This window comes from Mesorhizobium sp. P2_A8 (genome assembly GCF_056404935.1).
The window spans coordinates 16,043-31,914 of the sequence record NZ_JBFUDB010000008.1; the positions used below are offsets into that span (position 1 = coordinate 16,043).

Sequence of the window (15,872 nt, forward strand, 5' to 3'; positions counted from 1 at the left end):
ATTAGTGATATTTATGGTATAAATCGGCAGGAGTATCAATTTGCGCCGTATTGCAGTGTTTTCTCTCTACAACGAACGCGGAATTGCAGATGACTATGTCATCTTTCTGCTCGAGAAACTGCGAGAGGTTGTCGACAAGGTCATTGTCGTTTCCAACGGGGACTTGTCCAAACATTCCGAAATAGCGGTGAAAGCCAGCTGCGATCAGCTTCTGGTGCGCGAGAATGAGGGATTCGACGTTTGGGGATACAAGGCTGGAATTGACGCCATCGGCTATGATGCTCTTTCCAAATACGACGAACTAATTTTGCTGAATGACACCTGTTACGGCCCCCTTTTTCCATTCTCGGAAATGTTTTTGGAAATGGAAAGCCGGGATTGTGACTTCTGGGGCAGCGCCGCTCATAAGGAAATGACGCCAAATCCATTTACCGGAACGGGCCATCTGCCCTGGCATCTCCAAACCTACTTCATCGCCATCCGAAAAGGCATGCTGAAATCGGATGCATTCAAGAAATACTGGACGAACTTGCCGGAAATAAAAACGTACGTGGATGCGGTTCTGCTTCATGAATCACAGTTCACGAGGCATTTTACAGATCTTGGCTATTCGGCGGAAGCGTATCTCGATCCGGAGAAATATGGCTCGCACTATCCGGCGTTTATCAACGTGGATGAAGCAATCATCAACCGATTTCCACTGCTAAAGCGGCGTTTATTCTTTCATGATCCAGCTTTCCTCGAGCATAACCCTGTCGATTTGCCACGCGCTTTGCGAGTGCTCAAGGAGACATCCGACTACGACATGAATCTGATTTGGCGCAACGTTCTACGCATTTCGGAATTAAGGAACCTCAACACCAACGCGGCGCTGTTGAGCGTTCTGCCAGACCAACGGATCAAAGACGACGATGCTCCCGCCGACTACGGCAAGGTGGCCGTTTGCGCGCATATTTACTACACCGAAATGCTCGACGAGATACTGGATCGGACCGGGAACATTCCGGTTCCCTATGATTTCATTGCCACCACGGATACGCCGAAGAAAAAGGCCGAGATCGAAGCCGCCCTGGCAAAACGCCCTGGCATAAACAAGGCCATCGTCCGCGTCGTCGAACAGAACCGCGGCCGCGACATGTCCTCGCTTTTCATCTCCCTGCGCGACCTGCTGGTCGGCGATCGTTATGATTATGTCTGCCGCTTGCATACGAAAAAGTCGCCCCAGGTGCAGGCGTCGAACAGCAACCTGTTCAAACGGCATTTGCTCGACAATTTGTTGAATAGCCGTGGCTACGCTCAAAACGTCTTGGACATGTTCCACGACAACCCTTCGATCGGTCTCGTCATTCCGCCGATAATTCATATCTCTTACCCGACCATGGGGCATGTCTGGTTCGCCAACAGGCCCAAGGTCGAGGAAACCGCGCGCCTGTTGAAGATCGACGTCAAGTTCGATCCAGACACTCCGGTGGCCGCCTATGGCACCATGTTCTGGTTCCGGCCACGCGCCTTGCGCAAATTGTTCGAACACAAGTGGAAATGGGAAGACTTCAATGCCGAACCGGATCATCTCGATGGCGGTCTGGCTCATGCGCTCGAGCGGCTGACCGCGTATGCAGCCCAGGATGCGGGTTACACAACGCACCACATTGTGTGCGCGCATCAGGCGGCGCACAACTACGCCATGCTCGAGTTCAAGATGCAAAAACTTGTCGGCGCGTTGCCGCTAAACGACTTTCCGTTGCACTATCAAATGTTGTCTGAGTGGAAGAACGCCGGTTATCCGTTGGGAGCCTCAGCGATGCATATGTCAGCGATGCAGATGCCCGTGACGCTGACGTCAGTGAAACACTCTCTGGCTGAACTCAATTTTGCCATCAAAACCTCTCTGAAGTTCAGGGCGCCAATGCTGTTCAAAATTCTAAGGCCGATCTATCGCGGCATGAGGGCGGTCTTGAAACCAAATTCCCGGCGCAACGGCGGATAGCGGAAAAGAGCTGCGCTTTTCCTGGTATCACCCGTCTCAGGCGCCAATCCACTCATCCATCAGTGGAATTTCAGCCTCAAGCGCGGCCGCTACGTCAAATCCCAAGCGTACCACATGAAGCCGAACCAACCGAGGAATTCAACATGGACGCCGCTCCGCCAGAGTTCAACCGAAACGATCTCGCTTCCCTTGTTGGTCGCGAATCGACCCTCGAGCTGGGGCCTTTCACGAATCCGACCCTGCGTGGCCCAAATGTAAAATATTTCGACGTCATGGACAAACAGGGACTGATCAAGAGGGCAGATGCGATCGGCTATGCTTACTCTAGCCCTGTCGATATTCACTATGTCTCCAGCAATGGCGACTTGAGTATCGTGGGCGAGACGTTTGATTTTTGCCTGAGCAGTCACTGCGTCGAGCATCAACCGGATTTGATCTACCATCTGAACCAGGTGGCGAGGATTCTCGTGCCGACGGGCAGATACCTCCTGATTATCCCGGACAAGCGCTATTGCTTCGATCATTTCATTCCAGAGAGCTCAATTGCAGATTTCATCAATGCTCGGGGCAACAGGGTTCACAGCGCAAAGAGCGTCATCGAACACATAGCTCTAACGACGCACAATGACGCGGCTCGCCATTGGATCGGAGATCACGGGGTGCCAAAATTTCGGCATGACCTGACGACTGTTTCTTCGGCCATGGGCGGGTACGACAATTCCGGCGGGGCCTACATCGATGTGCACGCTTGGCAGTTTACGCCCCAAAGTTTCCGCACGGGAATAGAGGTACTATCCAATCTCGGCCTCATCGGGTTGGACGTGGAGCAAATCTATGCCACGCCGCACAACACTTTTGAATTCTGCGCAATTTTGAAGCGACGGCTGGGGGCCGAAAGCTGACTGGAAAAACCGCCGGAACAGAAATCAACTGCTGCCAATGGTATGCTGCCTGCTGGCAATCATAGATCCCGCAGTGTCGATGGTGGCGCCGGACTTAACGTAGCCGTTGCCGAAATGATGCCCACGCAAAGCCGACAGGTTGCGCAGCCATGGTGTTCCAAGTAGGGGTGCTGCTAGAGTTTCGATGAGGTTATCAATTGGCAGGCAGCTACAACGCAGCCCCGAACCGGGTGCCCTTCTTGGACGCCTTGCGTGGGCTGGCGGCCATTTGGGTCGTCGTTGTGCACGTAGCGATGCTACCATCTCCGCGTCTTCAAGTTGCACCGTTTCTCGATCTGTTCGTCGTAAACGGCACCATGGGAGTGGATCTGTTTTTCGTGGTGAGTGCGTTTTCACTGTGCCTGAGTATGCCGGTTCATGATCGCGAAGTTCGCCCGATGCTGGGGTTCGCGCTGCGTCGGTTTTTCAGGATTGCTCCCCTATTTTACCTGATTATCGTGGTCATGTGCATTCACAACTTCAGCGGCGTAAAGATCGATGGAAAATCGATCCTGTTGAATATGACATTTCTGTTTAACTTGGTTCCAGGCTACCAGACTTCCATCGTTCCAGCGGGCTGGACGGTTGGAGTGGAAATGGTATTTTACATGATATTCCCCTTGTTGTATCGATTCGCTAAAGGTGTAATTCTTTCGGTTTTTGTGTTTTTTGTTTCTATAAGCATAGCGACTATTTTCTTCATGGATGTAAACTTGTTTGTTGCTGATCCGTTTAATTACTATATATATTCAATTCTTTATCGTGCGCCAATTTTTACGTTCGGCCTTATCGCATTTTACTTTTTGCCGATATTGGAGAAGCGTCCGGAAAGGAAGCGGATAGGATTGGCTCTTCTGGCGTTTGTGCCTGTGATGTTTTTTGCAATCACCGCAAATAAGGTCGCTATTTTTGATAAATATTATTGGGAAGGGGTGATGTTTGGCGCGTTGGTCATCGGGCTGGGCCTTTTCCCGGTCGCTCTGATCGTCAATCCTGTTTCGGCATGGCTGGGGAGAATCAGTTACTCGGTCTATCTTCTTCACAGCCTCTTTATCGTCGTGCTCATTCCGACCATGAGGTCGATCCAGGGGTTGGTCGCGGATCAGACGATTGCCTTCATGCTCAGTCTGATGATGACTTTGGCCTTGGTGATCCCGGCCGCCTTCCTGCTGAATTACTTTGTTGAGGATCCAATCAACAAGTGGGGCAAGGGTTTTTCGTCTCGGGTTGCCGGCCGCAAGAAGGTCGACCCGATTCCAAGGGGGGAGGCGGTCCTCGCGGAGTCTTCAGGGGGGTAGCGGATTGTTCCGTCCTAAGGCTTCCTTGGGGTGCTCGCTCTGGAGATCTGGGGCATGGCCAAGGCAAGGGTTCATTCAACAGGCTACACGTGAGCGCCGAAGAGATTGCATTTCTGCGGCCTTTTTTATCGGCGCCGAATGGTTTAATGCGTGCGCCTGACACCCTGCGGGATGGCGCCCATTCTAACCAGCGGCCTTGGAATGCCTGTTTTTTCGACGCTGTCACGGACCTCTATGAAGCGACCCGGAAACATCATCCCTCGATGACGTTTGCTTGGCAGCATGTGGTCAGCGCCACCATCGATCCCATATCGGAGCGTCCTCCAGCATTCCGGATATTGATGTATCGAGAACCGCTTCCAGTTTGATTTTTAGGTGCCGTTTGCACCCGAGAGAGATAGGTCGATGAGACGTCTGGCAATTGCATTTTACTACGACCAATACGGCAAGATGGATGATTATTACTTTCACCTGATTGCGTCGATCAGGCCTTTTGTCGAGAAACTGCTGGTGGTCTGCAACGGTCCGGTGGACGAAGAGGCCCAGTCTCGCCTTTCCGAAGCTGCCGACAGCTTCCTGATCAGGGAAAACAAAGGGTTCGATGTATGGGCCTATCGGACTGCGCTCGAACATATCGGCTGGGACGAACTTTCACACTTCGACGAGATTTTGCTCTTCAACCACACTTTTTACGGGCCGATTTTCCCCTTCTCGGAAATGTTCTCCGAGATGGACCAACGCCAATGTGACTTTTGGGGGATCTCCGCTCATGGCGCGATACGGCCCAATCCGATCGACGTCAGAAAAGCGGAACTGCCCTTCCATCTCAACTCCCATTTCATCGCCGTGCGGCGGTCCTTGCATCAGTCGAAGGCGTTTCGTGACTATTGGACCCAGATGGCGCCCATCAACTCCTATATGGATTCAATCGCGAAGCACGAGACGGTGTTCACAGGGCATTTCCAAGCCTTGGGCTACACATGTTCGGTGTTGCTCGATCCCGAACGATATAAGACGGCATATCCAGTTCTGATGGAGCCGGACAAAACGCTGCAGGATCGGAGCCCGATCCTGAAGAAGCGGCTGTTTTTTCAAGACACGCTGTTTCTCGAGCGCGAGGCCATCAACCTGCCGCGTGCCTTGGAGATAGTAGAGAAGCAATCGGATTATGATTTGTCGCTGGTATGGAAGAGCGTTGGCCGCCTGGGCCCGCCTCGTACGCTAAATGGCAATGCCGCGTTGCTCTCCGTCCTGCCGGATACACGTATTGGTGCGCAAAGGAATTGGGACGACTATCGGATAGCGGTTCTCGCGCATGTGTATCACGTCGACATGATCGATGAGATTCTAGGCTACGCCGAAAACGTGCCGAAGGGCTACGACCTGATCGTCACGACCGACAATGCCGACAAGCAGGCGTTGATCCAGCAAGCAATCGCGAAGGCACCGAACGTCGGAAATGCCGTCGTTCTGGTTGTCGAGAATGACGGCAGGGATACCTCCGCTCTCCTCATCGGGTGTCGGGACTACGTGCTTGAGGACCGCTACGACCTGATCTGCCGGATCCATTCCAAGCGATCTGCCCAAGACGGTACAAAGGGGGAGTTGTTCAAACTTCACACCTTTGAGAACCTACTTCATACCCCTGGATATGTTGAAAATCTGCTTGAGCTTTTTGCTAAGAATCCAGCGCTTGGCCTCGTCATACCGCCGATGATCCATATTGGCTATGCGACCATGGGAAACTCATGGTTTGGCAACAAAGGCAACGTTGCAAAGCTGGCCAAACAGCTGGGCCTGATCGTGCACCTGGACGACAATTCGCCCGTTGCGCCTTATGGTGGAATGTACTGGTTTCGTCCTGCAGCACTAAGGAAGCTTTTCGTACATAGATGGAGCTGGGACGATTTTGCCAACATGGATTATCGGGATGGGAGTTTGGTCCACGCCATAGAGCGGCTCATCGCCTATGTCGCAATCGACGCGGGATATACCTTCCGACACGTAGTGACCGCGGGTCACGCAGCTCACAACTACGTGATGTTGGAGGCCAAATTGCAAGCATTGTTAGCGAATGGATCGCCGGCGGAATTCGGCAACCTGGGAGTGGCAAGATCCTTTCGTGGCCTCGTCTTCTCGATCAAGAGAGCAATCTTGTTTAGATCGCCAACAGCGTTCAGGGCCCTCAGGCCGCTTTTTCGCGGTCTGCGATGGATAACCACGCTTGGTCGCGGCGCAACAAACTGAGCTCAAGCCTGGGCATTTCGCTCGGGCAAGGCGCCACTTGGCCTGAATGGATGGCGTTCAAAGCGAATTCACTCGGGCAGCCATGCGTCTAAGGTTTCGGCACCCGTGCAGAAGGCAGCCAGATCTTCGACGCACTCTGGCAGGCACTCGGTGACATTTGCCACCTGTTCGGAGGAACGACTTCAAAGCCGCGGATACGAGGCAAACAATCGCCAGGCGAATTTAAGTCAGCGACTCCACCCGTCCGGCTTGAAGTGTCAGTCTCTTCGTGCAAACGCGCTCGATCAGCGTGTGATCGTGACTGGCCAGCACGATGATGCCGGCCTTTTCCGCCAGTTCGTCCATCCGCCGTTTGGCCTTTTCCTGGAACGACGCGTCGCCGGCGCCAATCCATTCATCCATCAGCAGAATTTCAGGCTCGAGCGTGGTCGCCGCTGCAAATGCCAGACGTGCCGCCATGCCCTGGCTGTACGCCTTGAACGGCAGGTCGATGAAATCGCCCAATTCGCTGAAATCGATTATTTCTTCCATCTTCTCTTCGATCTCGGCCGCGGTCCAACCGCTGATCAACCCCCTCAGCACGATGTTTCTGCGCCCCGTTGCCTCGGGACGAAACCCTATGCTGATGTTGAACAGGGCATCGACCTTGCCCGCAATCGATATGGTGCCGCCCGATGGCTGATAGATTCCATAGAGAACCTTGAGCAGGGTGGTTTTGCCGGCGCCATTCGGGCCGACAAGCCCCAACCGGTCGCCGGCCTTGAGTTCGAAGCTGACATCATCGAGCGCCTGCACGACCTGCCTGGTGCCCGACTTTGCTATGTTGCCGCCGAGAGCGCTCCGACGTCGGCCAGGCGCCGAAAGCGTCAACTTTTCAAACAGCCGATACACGAGGCTGACATTGTTCAGTTTGATAGAGGTCATGGAACTCAGATCAGGAAAACGATGCGCTTGCGATAACGGCCCAGCAGCAGCAACGCAAGGGCCCAGACGCCGAGGCAGACGTAACCCGTCACCATCAAGGCGTGCGTCGGAAATATGCCCGCCGTGATCGGCTCGCGCACGCCCTCCAGGAAATAGGTGAACGGGTTCCAGTGGTAGGCGTATTTTTGAACGCCTTCTTGCCCGCCATAGACCCAGAAGACCGGCGTGAAGAACATGCCCACACGCATCATGTTCCCGACGATGAACTCACTATCGGGAAAGAAAGCGCCCAGGAACGCAAAGAGCGTGACGAGTGCGGGAGTTGCCAAGATGATAAGCAACAGGCCCAGCAACGACAGCAGCCAGTTTGTGTTGATCCCGTAACCGGCCAGCAGCAGGATAAGAACGCAGCCCGCCATCGAATAACCAGCCCGGATGATGCATTGCATCGTCAATCGCATCACATATACGAACAACGGCAGCGTCGTGCCTTGAATGAAGCTCGCTTCGCGCTGGAAGAGGGACACGCTCATGGTGATGGTTTCACTGAGATAGAACCACACCAGCATGCCGATGGCTACATAGGCTATGTAGCTCGGGTCGCCTGCGTCTTTGGTCACGAAAACAAAGACAAATGTGCCGACGAAAGCGAAATAGTTGACCAGCATCCAAAGCGGTCCCAGGGTCGTACGTCTGTGCTGGTCGCCGATGTCTTCGTGGGCGAGCGCGATCCAGACCCGGTGCAACCTCATGGCCTTCGAGATGTCGTCAAGCGCGCCGGTTAATGCCGAAATCATTGTTGGGAGTGTCGCAATCTGTTGTTCCGGCGCTTCATCTCTTCCAGCCCCGTTCGAATCTTCAGGCCCATGATGAACCGCCACTGACCTCTTAATAGCCATTGCGACGTGCTTATGGCAACGCACTGCGTTTTAATGTCGCGAATAGGGCGTCAGGTCAGATCCGAAGACCTCTCGCACTTTTGAAAAAAACATCTGGCTATGACTTCGGGCCCGCAGTATGCGATACAGCACCGGCGGGGGCCGGGGATGGCACTTTGAGAAAGGTGATCGGCCACGAATGGTCTTCGTGTTCGCACTTTTGGTGATATCCATGTCGGGTGAGCCTGGAGTCTAGTGCCGTCCAATGAATTCTTACCTCGAAGCTGTACTTGGACTCAGGCCGGGGATGCGGCGCGCCTTCATCATGGTCCAGGACGTAGTCATGGTCCTGGTCGCCGTGGCGCTCAGCCTTGTGCTTTCGCGGTCGAATCTTTCGTTCGATCCGCTCTCCAACCAGGGTTTGGCAACCTGGGCGGGCATTGTTGTCATCGGCCATTTTCTGTTCAGGTATTGTGGTCTCTATACGACCGTCTGGCGCTTCGCCTCGACGCCCGACTTTTTCAATATCCTGAAGAGCTGCGCAATTTTGACGCTCGCTCTGTATGCCGCTTCGATGCTGGTTCGCTCTTTCCAGCCAGTGCAAGGGCTCAATGAGCGTCAGTTCATCGTCTTCTTCCTGGTCTCCTTCACCGTCATATCGGCGCCACGGCTGTTCTACCGCTTCCTGCGTGACGGTGCGAGCTGGGGCATCCTGAGCAGCAAGACCGACAAGGCGCGGGCCAAGCAAGCGTTGTTCGTTGGCCGGCTCGGAGAAGCCGACCTGATCATTCGCTTCACGCGCACGGCGGAGCCTGCGGACTATTCCATCGCCGGGATCATGGCGACCGAGCGCGGCGTGCCATCGGGCACACGGATTCAAGGCGTTGCCGTGGTTGCGACCCAGCCGCGTCTGATCGACGTCCTGGAAGACTATGCGAGCGGCACCAAGAGCCTGGACTTGCTGATTTTCGGCAGCGGCGCCGAGCGGGAGATCGAGGAATATTCGGAGCTCGTCCGCGTCGCCCGGCACGGCGACATAGCCGTCGTGCAGTTCTCCGGTCTCTCGGAACTGGAACAGCACGGGAAGCTGGTTCTCGACGCCGTCGAGATGGAAACGATCCTGCGCCGTCCGACAGTGCCGTCCGATGTCGAGCGTATCGGTGCTTTTGTTGGCGGCAAGCGTGTTCTGGTAACAGGCGGTGCCGGGTCGATCGGCCGAATCTTGGTCAAACGATCGTTGGAGTTGGGGGCGGAGGCGGTGCTCGTCGCCGACAACTCCGAGTTCGGCATCTTCCAGTTGAGCCAGTACATTGACGAGAAGCACCACGACCGTCTCAAGGTCCGCATCGTCGATGTCGCGGACCGGCGCCAGATAACGCGTGTCGTCACGGAATTCAGACCGGACATCGTTTTTCACGCCGCGGCGCTCAAGCATGTTCCGCTGCTCGAGGAAAACTGGGATTCGGCCATCCAGACCAATGTCTTCGGCACGCTTGTCTGTGCCGAGGTCGCCGCCAAGTGCGGGGTTGCGCAGTTTGTCCTGATATCGAGCGACAAGGCGGTGGATCCCTCATCGGTGCTTGGCGTGACAAAACGGGCTGCCGAACAGATCGTCAGCGCCTTGCATGGGACGCCCTCGATCGAGCCGGGTGCGCGTCGATCGGTCACCAAGTTCGTAGCCGTCCGGTTCGGCAATGTCTTTGGCAGCAACGGTTCGGTGGCGACCATATTCCAGGCGCAGATCGAGGCCGGTGGACCTGTCACCATCACGGACAAGCGCATGACACGCTATTTCATGACCGTGGCCGAGGCCGTCGATCTCGTCATCATGTCGGCGGCCGATGCCGCGTCGCGGCACAGCGGCGAAGATTATGCCGTCTACATGCTCGACATGGGCAAGCCGGTGCCGATCCTTGAAGTGGCCGAGACGATGATCCGTCTGGCCGGAAAGAGCCCATACACGGACATTCCAATCCGGTTCACCGGTATAAGGCCGGGCGAAAAGCTCCACGAAACGCTGCACGGCGAAGATGAGGAACTCGTCGAACTTGGCATTTCGAAGATCTTTGGCCTGAGCACGGATGTCGTGGAATGGTCGGATGTCCAGGCCGCGCTCACGACGCTGCAGCAGTCGGTGAAGAATCAGGACAAGGCTGCTGCACTCGCCGTGCTGGCAGGCCTTGACCGCGCCAAGAAGGCCAGGGGGACCATTCATCAGGACGTGATCCCGAAAACGGCCGGGCAGGCGACCTAACTCAATTCGGAAAGCGATCTTGATCGTGGATCGGACAAGCCCGGCCATTCCTGGGCACTTGCAGGATGTTGGAAGCTCGTGAGCAAAGAAGATCTGCGCATCGCAGTCCTGATGGGCACGAAAGACGGCGCCGCCTTCATCGATGAGCAGCTGCAATCCCTGCTTGCGCAGTCGCACCCCCTGGTCGACCTGTGGATCTCCGACGACGGCTCTCTCGATGGCACCATCGCCATCATCGAGACATGGAAATCCCGCTGGCCCAAGGGTCGAGTGACCCTGATGGAGGGGCCGCGGCAAGGGTTCGCCGCCAATTTCCGATCGATGATCCTCGACCGGCGCATCGATGCGGACTGCTATGCCTTCTGCGACCAGGACGATATCTGGGAGCCCGACAGGCTGGAGAGCGCCATCAGCTGGATGCAGGCCTATGACCCAAAAACCCCGCTGATGTTTTGCTCGCGGACCGCGACCATGACAGAAACGGGAAGTTTGGTCGGCCATTCGCCGCTGTTTCGCCGGCCGCCATCCTTTCGCAACGCGCTTGTGCAAAGCATCGCCGGCGGCAACACCATCCTGCTCAACGCCGCGGCACGCGACCTGTTGGCCAGGGCCTCCGCGCGGACCGGGTTCGTCAGCCACGACTGGTGGGCCTATCTCATCGTGACCGCCGCTGGCGGCATCGTCCGCTACGATCCGCGGCCGCTGGTTCGCTACCGGCAGCATGCGGCAAACCTGGTTGGCGCCAACGTGTCGTGGAGGGCAAGGTTTTCCCGGCTTGGTCGTCTGTTCAAGGGCGAGTTTGCAGGCTGGACGGATCGCAATCTTGACGGACTTGCCGTCAATCGCGACCTGCTGACCGGGGATGCCGCGGCGTGCGTCAACCTGTTCACAAACGGGCGGCAGGGCAGTCTTTTCCAGCGTTTGCGCAGCTTGCGCAAAACTGGTGTCTATCGGCAGACTCTTACCGGCACGCTGGGGCTCTATCTTGCGTTCATCCTGGGTCGCATCTGAGCATCGAACGGCTGCACGGTGTGCTTGGCCAGGCGATGACCTCATGCTACGTCGACCGGATTGACGGGCTTCGTCTGCGGCGTTGCCTCGGGGCTTTGGCAGGGAGCACGATCGGCCGTTCATGAAGGCAACCAAGCAAATCGTCGATCTTGCCGGTGCGGCTCTGCTGCTGGTGGTCACATCGCCTGTTCTGGTGCTCGCCGCCCTTGCCGTTCGGGCATCGTCGCCCGGTCCGGTCATTTTTTCGCAGACGCGGGTCGGCCGCGACGGCCTGCCTTTTCGCTGTCACAAGTTGCGGACGATGTACGTCGGAACGCCGTCATTGCCGACGCACGAGGCGCCCGCGAATTCCGTGACGTCGGTTGGTAAGGTCTTGCGGAAGTTCAAGCTCGATGAGCTGCCGCAGTTCTGGAACGTTTTGAAGCGCGAGATGAGCCTGGTCGGCCCGCGTCCCTGTTTGCCCACTCAAACGGAACTGATCGAGTGTCGCAGGCGGCTGGGTGTTTTGGCGGCACTTCCGGGCATTACCGGCCTGGCCCAGATCAGGGGCATCGACATGTCGAACCCCGAGCTTCTGGCCGAAACGGACGCCGCCTATCTCAGGACGGCATCGTTCTGGCTCGACCTTCGGATCCTGTTTGGGACGCTCTATCGAAGCTGAGTAGACCATGATCGCAAAAGTCGAAGCCGGCTTTTGGAAAAGATCGTGGTCAAGCAAGAAGTCGAGCTTTGCTGACCCGGGCTAGCTCCGCGAGCCGCTCCAGCGTGCCGGTTTCAGGGCCCCACCCCTGCGACATCAGCAAGGCAGGGTCGCATATCTGCGTCGCGGTCATGCTGTCCCAAAACGCCCGGCTGCCCAGAACGGCCGCGGCCGGTCGTATCAGGCCGGCGGGTATCGCGATCAGACGCTTCGGTCGTCCGAAACCGCTGCGAAAGGCGGCGATGATGGCGGTGACCGCGACCGGCGGCACATCGGCGCCAACATAGATCGGGCGAAGCGTCCCCGAATGGATCAGCAGGTGCGACACCGCTCGTGCCGCAGCCTCGGAGGACATCAGCGAGCGGATTCCCGTCAAGGCGCCCGTGGGCAGCGGTAGCGCCGTATCAGCCAGGCGCATCAGTGTCCCCAGGTTTCCCTTCATGCCGCTTCCATAGACCGGAGGCAGGCGCAACACGGCGGCATCGGAACGGCCGTGCGATGCATAGGCTTCCAGAACCTTGATCTCGCCTTCGCGCTTCGAGCGCCCGTAGACGCATTGCGGGGCAGGAAGCGTGTTCTCGTCGATCGTTGCGCTGACGCGAGCGCCGATCACGGCCCGGATCGAGGAGAGGTGGATGAAACGTCCGCTCGCCTGTACGGCCGCGGCATGCGCCAGCCGCGCGCTCAATTCCACATTGGCCGCCCGATAATCGGCTTCGGTGGCATTGCCCTGGTCATTGTTCAAGCCGGCACAATGGACGACGTGGTTCACGTCCCTGGTCAGTTCCAGGAAGGCTGCGGCCGGCGCATCGAAACCGGGCATCGGCACAGCCTCGTTTCCCGCACCAAGCCTCTCCGGGTGACGGGAGGCGAGGCGAAGCTCGGCACCGGCCTCGCGAAGGTGGTGCGCGACAAGACGTCCGATGAAACCCGTCGCGCCTGTCACCAGGACTTTCATTGCCTTGCTCGCAACAGCTCTCGGGTGGTTGGTGGAAGTGCTTGCTCTTCAGGCAACGGCGCCTGACGTCCGGAGGCAAGATATGTTCCGCACACCAGGAAGACCATCAGCACCGAGTCCAGAATGTCATGGCCGACAAGGATGCCCGTCATCCCCGCCGTGAGATAGGTGATCACGACGATGACAATCATGGTGGCGCCGAACCGTTCGACCGGATCGCCGCTGTTTCGCAACACCCGCGCGGCGTTTCCAGCGGCAGCGACAAAGATCGCCGCCAGCGTCGCGGCACCCAGAATTCCTGCTTGCACCAAGGCGGTCAGGAAGCCGTTGTGGAAATGGTTGAAGCCTGTGTCCATTGCGAACTGATCATGAAAGCCCTGCTTGATCAAAAGCTGACTCGCACCCACACCATGTCCGAACACTGGCATGTCATGGAATGCCTTGAGGCCGATGTCCCAAAGCGCAACGCGTATACCCAACGACGTGTCGTAGTTGCCGTGGGTTCCCATCTCATCCCAATCGGAATGCAGAAAGTCGACGCGCCCGGAGATCGCCTGGAAGCCGAAAGCGGCGATCACGATGCCGACTGCCACAAGCAGATGCAGCAGGCGAACGGCATTCCTGCCTCTGAGCCTGTGTCGGTTGATCAGCAGAACCGCGATGCCGGCAATCAGCAGGGCCAGCCAGACAATACGCGAACCGGAATAGATTATGGCGATCGTCCCGGCCAGCGCGGCGTAGAAGAGGGGGCTTCGGGCTCGCTCTATGCCTGACAAGGCGCCGGCCACACAGACCACCACGGCAAGGCAGAGGACGGTTGCGAAGACGATCGGATTTCCGGCCCCGCCCTCGGCCCTGACCCCAACCCAATACTGCTGGATGACGGCCATGAGCAGCGCGACAAAACAGGCGACCATGCTGCTGAGCACGACAATGCGGGCAAGCGTGGTTTTGTGCGTGATGCTCCAGGTCGAATAGGAGACAGGGAAAAACAGGAAGGTGACGAGCGGGATAAGGTGTGGCGCATCTCTGACGAACGAGTTGTTGACGATGGAAGCCACGAGATTGGCCGCGCAGTAGGCGTAAATCGCGACCGTCAGCCAGATCATGGGCCGGTCGGCGTTGAAGCGCCTTTTCCCGGAGGCAATCAGCACGACGGACGCGAGGGCTCCGCCATTGAAAACAAAACTGACCACCGATCCTAGAACCGGTGGAAAAAAGAAGCACAGGATGGAGAAGCAGATGTTCACGCGCGTGGGCGTGAGCTGCTGTCTTATGGATGAAAGCCGGTTCAATGCTCTAGGTCGCAATTCTCTGGGAGCGATAGGTGTCATTAGCGGAAACGGATATGACCGCTTCGAATTTGCACGTGTTCCATCATGCGTCGCGCTCGTCTTCAACGGCCGGTATAGCGGCTGGGCCCCTTTTTCGATAGTGCGGCAAGGCGGGGCTGCCATCAGAAATCGACGGCCACCCGACGGGCGCCTGCGGGTGGCAACTTGCGCGTTCAGCCAGGCAATATTTTTCCCGGCTTTTCTTGTCGGCTCGCCCTGTGAGCAGGAATTTCCGGGTTTTGTGACGCGTATGGAAAATTCATTCCCGAACCGCGCGCCGCCGGGCAGTCTTGCATTGTTCTCGACAACCGCGATCTGCTAGAACGCCGGCACGAAAGAGATTGTCCAGAAGCAAGGCTTGAACCGGGCGCAAAAAGCTCGATGATTTGAGGCAAGGTCTTCTGTCGGAAGGCACGAAAGAACGCTCACAGTCCATGACCATAGCGCTTACGCATCTGCAGCGGCTTGAAGCCGAGTCCATCCACATCTTCCGCGAGGTTGCGGCCTCCTTCGCCAAACCGGTCATGCTCTACTCCGTTGGCAAGGATTCGTCCGTGCTGATGCATCTGGCGATGAAGGCGTTTTATCCCGCAAAGCCGCCGTTTCCCTTCCTTCACGTCGACACGACGTGGAAATTCCGCGAGATGATCGCCTTTCGCGATCAGATGGCGCAGAAACTGGGCTTCGATCTGCTGGTTCATGTCAACGAAGATGGCGTGCGCGATAACATCAATCCGTTCGATCACGGTTCAAACACACACACCCATGTGATGAAGACCGTGGCGCTGCGCCAGGCGCTCGACAAATACGGTTTCGACGCGGCCTTTGGCGGCGCCCGCCGCGACGAGGAGAAATCCCGCGCCAAGGAGCGCATATTCTCCTTCCGCAACGCTCAGCATGTGTGGGACCCGAAGAACCAGCGACCCGAGATGTGGAAGATATTCAACACCCGCATCGCATCGGGCGAATCGATCCGCGTCTTTCCGCTGTCGAATTGGACCGAGCTCGACATCTGGCAGTATATTCTGCAGGAAAACATCCCGATCGTGCCGCTCTATTTCGCCAAGCAGCGGCCGGTGGTCGAGCGCGACGGCATGCTGATCCTGCGCGATGACGAGCGCATGAAACTGCGGCCCGGCGAGACGGTGGAAAACCGGCTTGTGCGGTTCCGCACGCTCGGCTGCTATCCGCTGACCGGCGCCATCGAATCGGATGCCGACACGCTGGAAGCCATCGTTGGCGAAATGCTGACCGCACGCACCTCCGAACGGCAGGGTCGCCTGATCGACCGCGATGAAGCCGGCTCGATGGAAAAGAAGAAGCGCGAGGGGTATTTCTGA

The 15,872-nt window shown here is 57.0% G+C and carries 13 protein-coding genes; 9 read left to right on the top strand and 4 right to left on the bottom strand.

What is annotated here, in order from left to right; all coding sequences use genetic code 11:
* The first annotated feature begins 40 nt into the window (after positions 1-40).
* From AC1D10_RS22930 to AC1D10_RS22945, 4 genes are all read left to right on the top strand, one after another.
* On the top strand, positions 41-1,987 hold the full coding sequence (locus AC1D10_RS22930) for a rhamnan synthesis F family protein (RefSeq protein WP_477275877.1): 1,947 nt from the start codon (positions 41-43) through the stop codon (positions 1,985-1,987).
* A 143-nt stretch (positions 1,988-2,130) separates the two neighbouring features.
* The gene (locus AC1D10_RS22935) at positions 2,131-2,889 is read left to right on the top strand and encodes a class I SAM-dependent methyltransferase (RefSeq protein WP_477275879.1); all 759 of its coding nucleotides are present in this window, start codon (positions 2,131-2,133) and stop codon (positions 2,887-2,889) included.
* 197 nt (positions 2,890-3,086) lie between these two features.
* Positions 3,087-4,226: an acyltransferase family protein gene (locus AC1D10_RS22940; RefSeq protein ID WP_477275881.1), complete on the top strand. Its 1,140-nt coding sequence runs from the start codon at positions 3,087-3,089 to the stop codon at positions 4,224-4,226.
* 405 nt (positions 4,227-4,631) lie between these two features.
* Entirely contained in the window at positions 4,632-6,473 is a 1,842-nt protein-coding gene (locus tag AC1D10_RS22945; RefSeq protein ID WP_477275883.1) for a rhamnan synthesis F family protein, read from the top strand.
* Positions 6,474-6,695: 222 nt separating this feature from the next.
* Here the strand turns inward: AC1D10_RS22945 and AC1D10_RS22950 are convergent, their stop codons facing one another.
* Both AC1D10_RS22950 and AC1D10_RS22955 read right to left on the bottom strand, forming a co-directional pair.
* Positions 6,696-7,268 (bottom strand): ABC transporter ATP-binding protein, encoded by a 573-nt coding sequence (locus AC1D10_RS22950; protein ID WP_379105869.1) that lies wholly within the window; start codon positions 7,266-7,268, stop codon positions 6,696-6,698.
* Positions 7,269-7,402: 134 nt separating this feature from the next.
* Entirely contained in the window at positions 7,403-8,278 is an 876-nt protein-coding gene (locus tag AC1D10_RS22955; protein ID WP_477275885.1) for an ABC transporter permease, read from the bottom strand.
* A gap of 262 nt (positions 8,279-8,540) precedes the next feature.
* Here AC1D10_RS22955 and AC1D10_RS22960 point away from each other — a divergent pair, with 262 nt between their 5' ends.
* From AC1D10_RS22960 to AC1D10_RS22970, 3 genes are all read left to right on the top strand, one after another.
* Positions 8,541-10,529: a UDP-N-acetylglucosamine 4,6-dehydratase gene (locus AC1D10_RS22960; RefSeq protein WP_477275887.1), complete on the top strand. Its 1,989-nt coding sequence runs from the start codon at positions 8,541-8,543 to the stop codon at positions 10,527-10,529.
* 78 nt (positions 10,530-10,607) lie between these two features.
* The gene (locus AC1D10_RS22965; protein WP_477275889.1) at positions 10,608-11,540 is read left to right on the top strand and encodes a glycosyltransferase family 2 protein; all 933 of its coding nucleotides are present in this window, start codon (positions 10,608-10,610) and stop codon (positions 11,538-11,540) included.
* Positions 11,541-11,661: 121 nt separating this feature from the next.
* Positions 11,662-12,201, top strand: coding sequence for a sugar transferase (locus AC1D10_RS22970; protein WP_379105877.1), 540 nt, complete (start codon positions 11,662-11,664; stop codon positions 12,199-12,201).
* Positions 12,202-12,250: 49 nt separating this feature from the next.
* Here the strand turns inward: AC1D10_RS22970 and AC1D10_RS22975 are convergent, their stop codons facing one another.
* Together AC1D10_RS22975 and AC1D10_RS22980 are read right to left on the bottom strand one after the other, a co-directional pair.
* Positions 12,251-13,198: an NAD-dependent epimerase/dehydratase family protein gene (locus AC1D10_RS22975; RefSeq protein WP_477275891.1), complete on the bottom strand. Its 948-nt coding sequence runs from the start codon at positions 13,196-13,198 to the stop codon at positions 12,251-12,253.
* Positions 13,195-14,493, bottom strand: a complete 1,299-nt coding sequence (locus AC1D10_RS22980; RefSeq protein WP_477275893.1) for an O-antigen ligase family protein — start codon at positions 14,491-14,493, stop codon at positions 13,195-13,197. The genes AC1D10_RS22975 and AC1D10_RS22980 overlap by 4 nt, the downstream gene beginning before the upstream one ends.
* Here AC1D10_RS22980 and AC1D10_RS22985 point away from each other — a divergent pair.
* Both AC1D10_RS22985 and cysD read left to right on the top strand, forming a co-directional pair.
* Entirely contained in the window at positions 14,441-14,854 is a 414-nt protein-coding gene (locus AC1D10_RS22985; protein WP_477276640.1) for a hypothetical protein, read from the top strand. The two genes, AC1D10_RS22980 and AC1D10_RS22985, sit on opposite strands and share 53 nt — an antisense overlap.
* A 112-nt stretch (positions 14,855-14,966) precedes the next feature.
* Positions 14,967-15,872, top strand: a complete 906-nt coding sequence (gene cysD, locus AC1D10_RS22990; RefSeq protein ID WP_477275895.1) for a sulfate adenylyltransferase subunit CysD — start codon at positions 14,967-14,969, stop codon at positions 15,870-15,872.

Excerpts from the sequence above, each read along its gene's own strand:
- AC1D10_RS22970 (WP_379105877.1), top strand. The coding sequence starts at position 11,662 with ATGAAGGCAACCAAGCAAATCGTCGATCTTGCCGGTGCGGCTCTGCTG.
- AC1D10_RS22960 (WP_477275887.1), top strand. The coding sequence starts at position 8,541 with ATGAATTCTTACCTCGAAGCTGTACTTGGACTCAGGCCGGGGATGCGG.
- cysD (WP_477275895.1), top strand. The coding sequence starts at position 14,967 with ATGACCATAGCGCTTACGCATCTGCAGCGGCTTGAAGCCGAGTCCATC.
- AC1D10_RS22945 (WP_477275883.1), top strand. The coding sequence starts at position 4,632 with ATGAGACGTCTGGCAATTGCATTTTACTACGACCAATACGGCAAGATG.
- AC1D10_RS22935 (WP_477275879.1), top strand. The coding sequence starts at position 2,131 with ATGGACGCCGCTCCGCCAGAGTTCAACCGAAACGATCTCGCTTCCCTT.
- AC1D10_RS22985 (WP_477276640.1), top strand. The coding sequence starts at position 14,441 with ATGTTCACGCGCGTGGGCGTGAGCTGCTGTCTTATGGATGAAAGCCGG.
- AC1D10_RS22975 (WP_477275891.1), bottom strand. The coding sequence starts at position 13,198 with ATGAAAGTCCTGGTGACAGGCGCGACGGGTTTCATCGGACGTCTTGTC.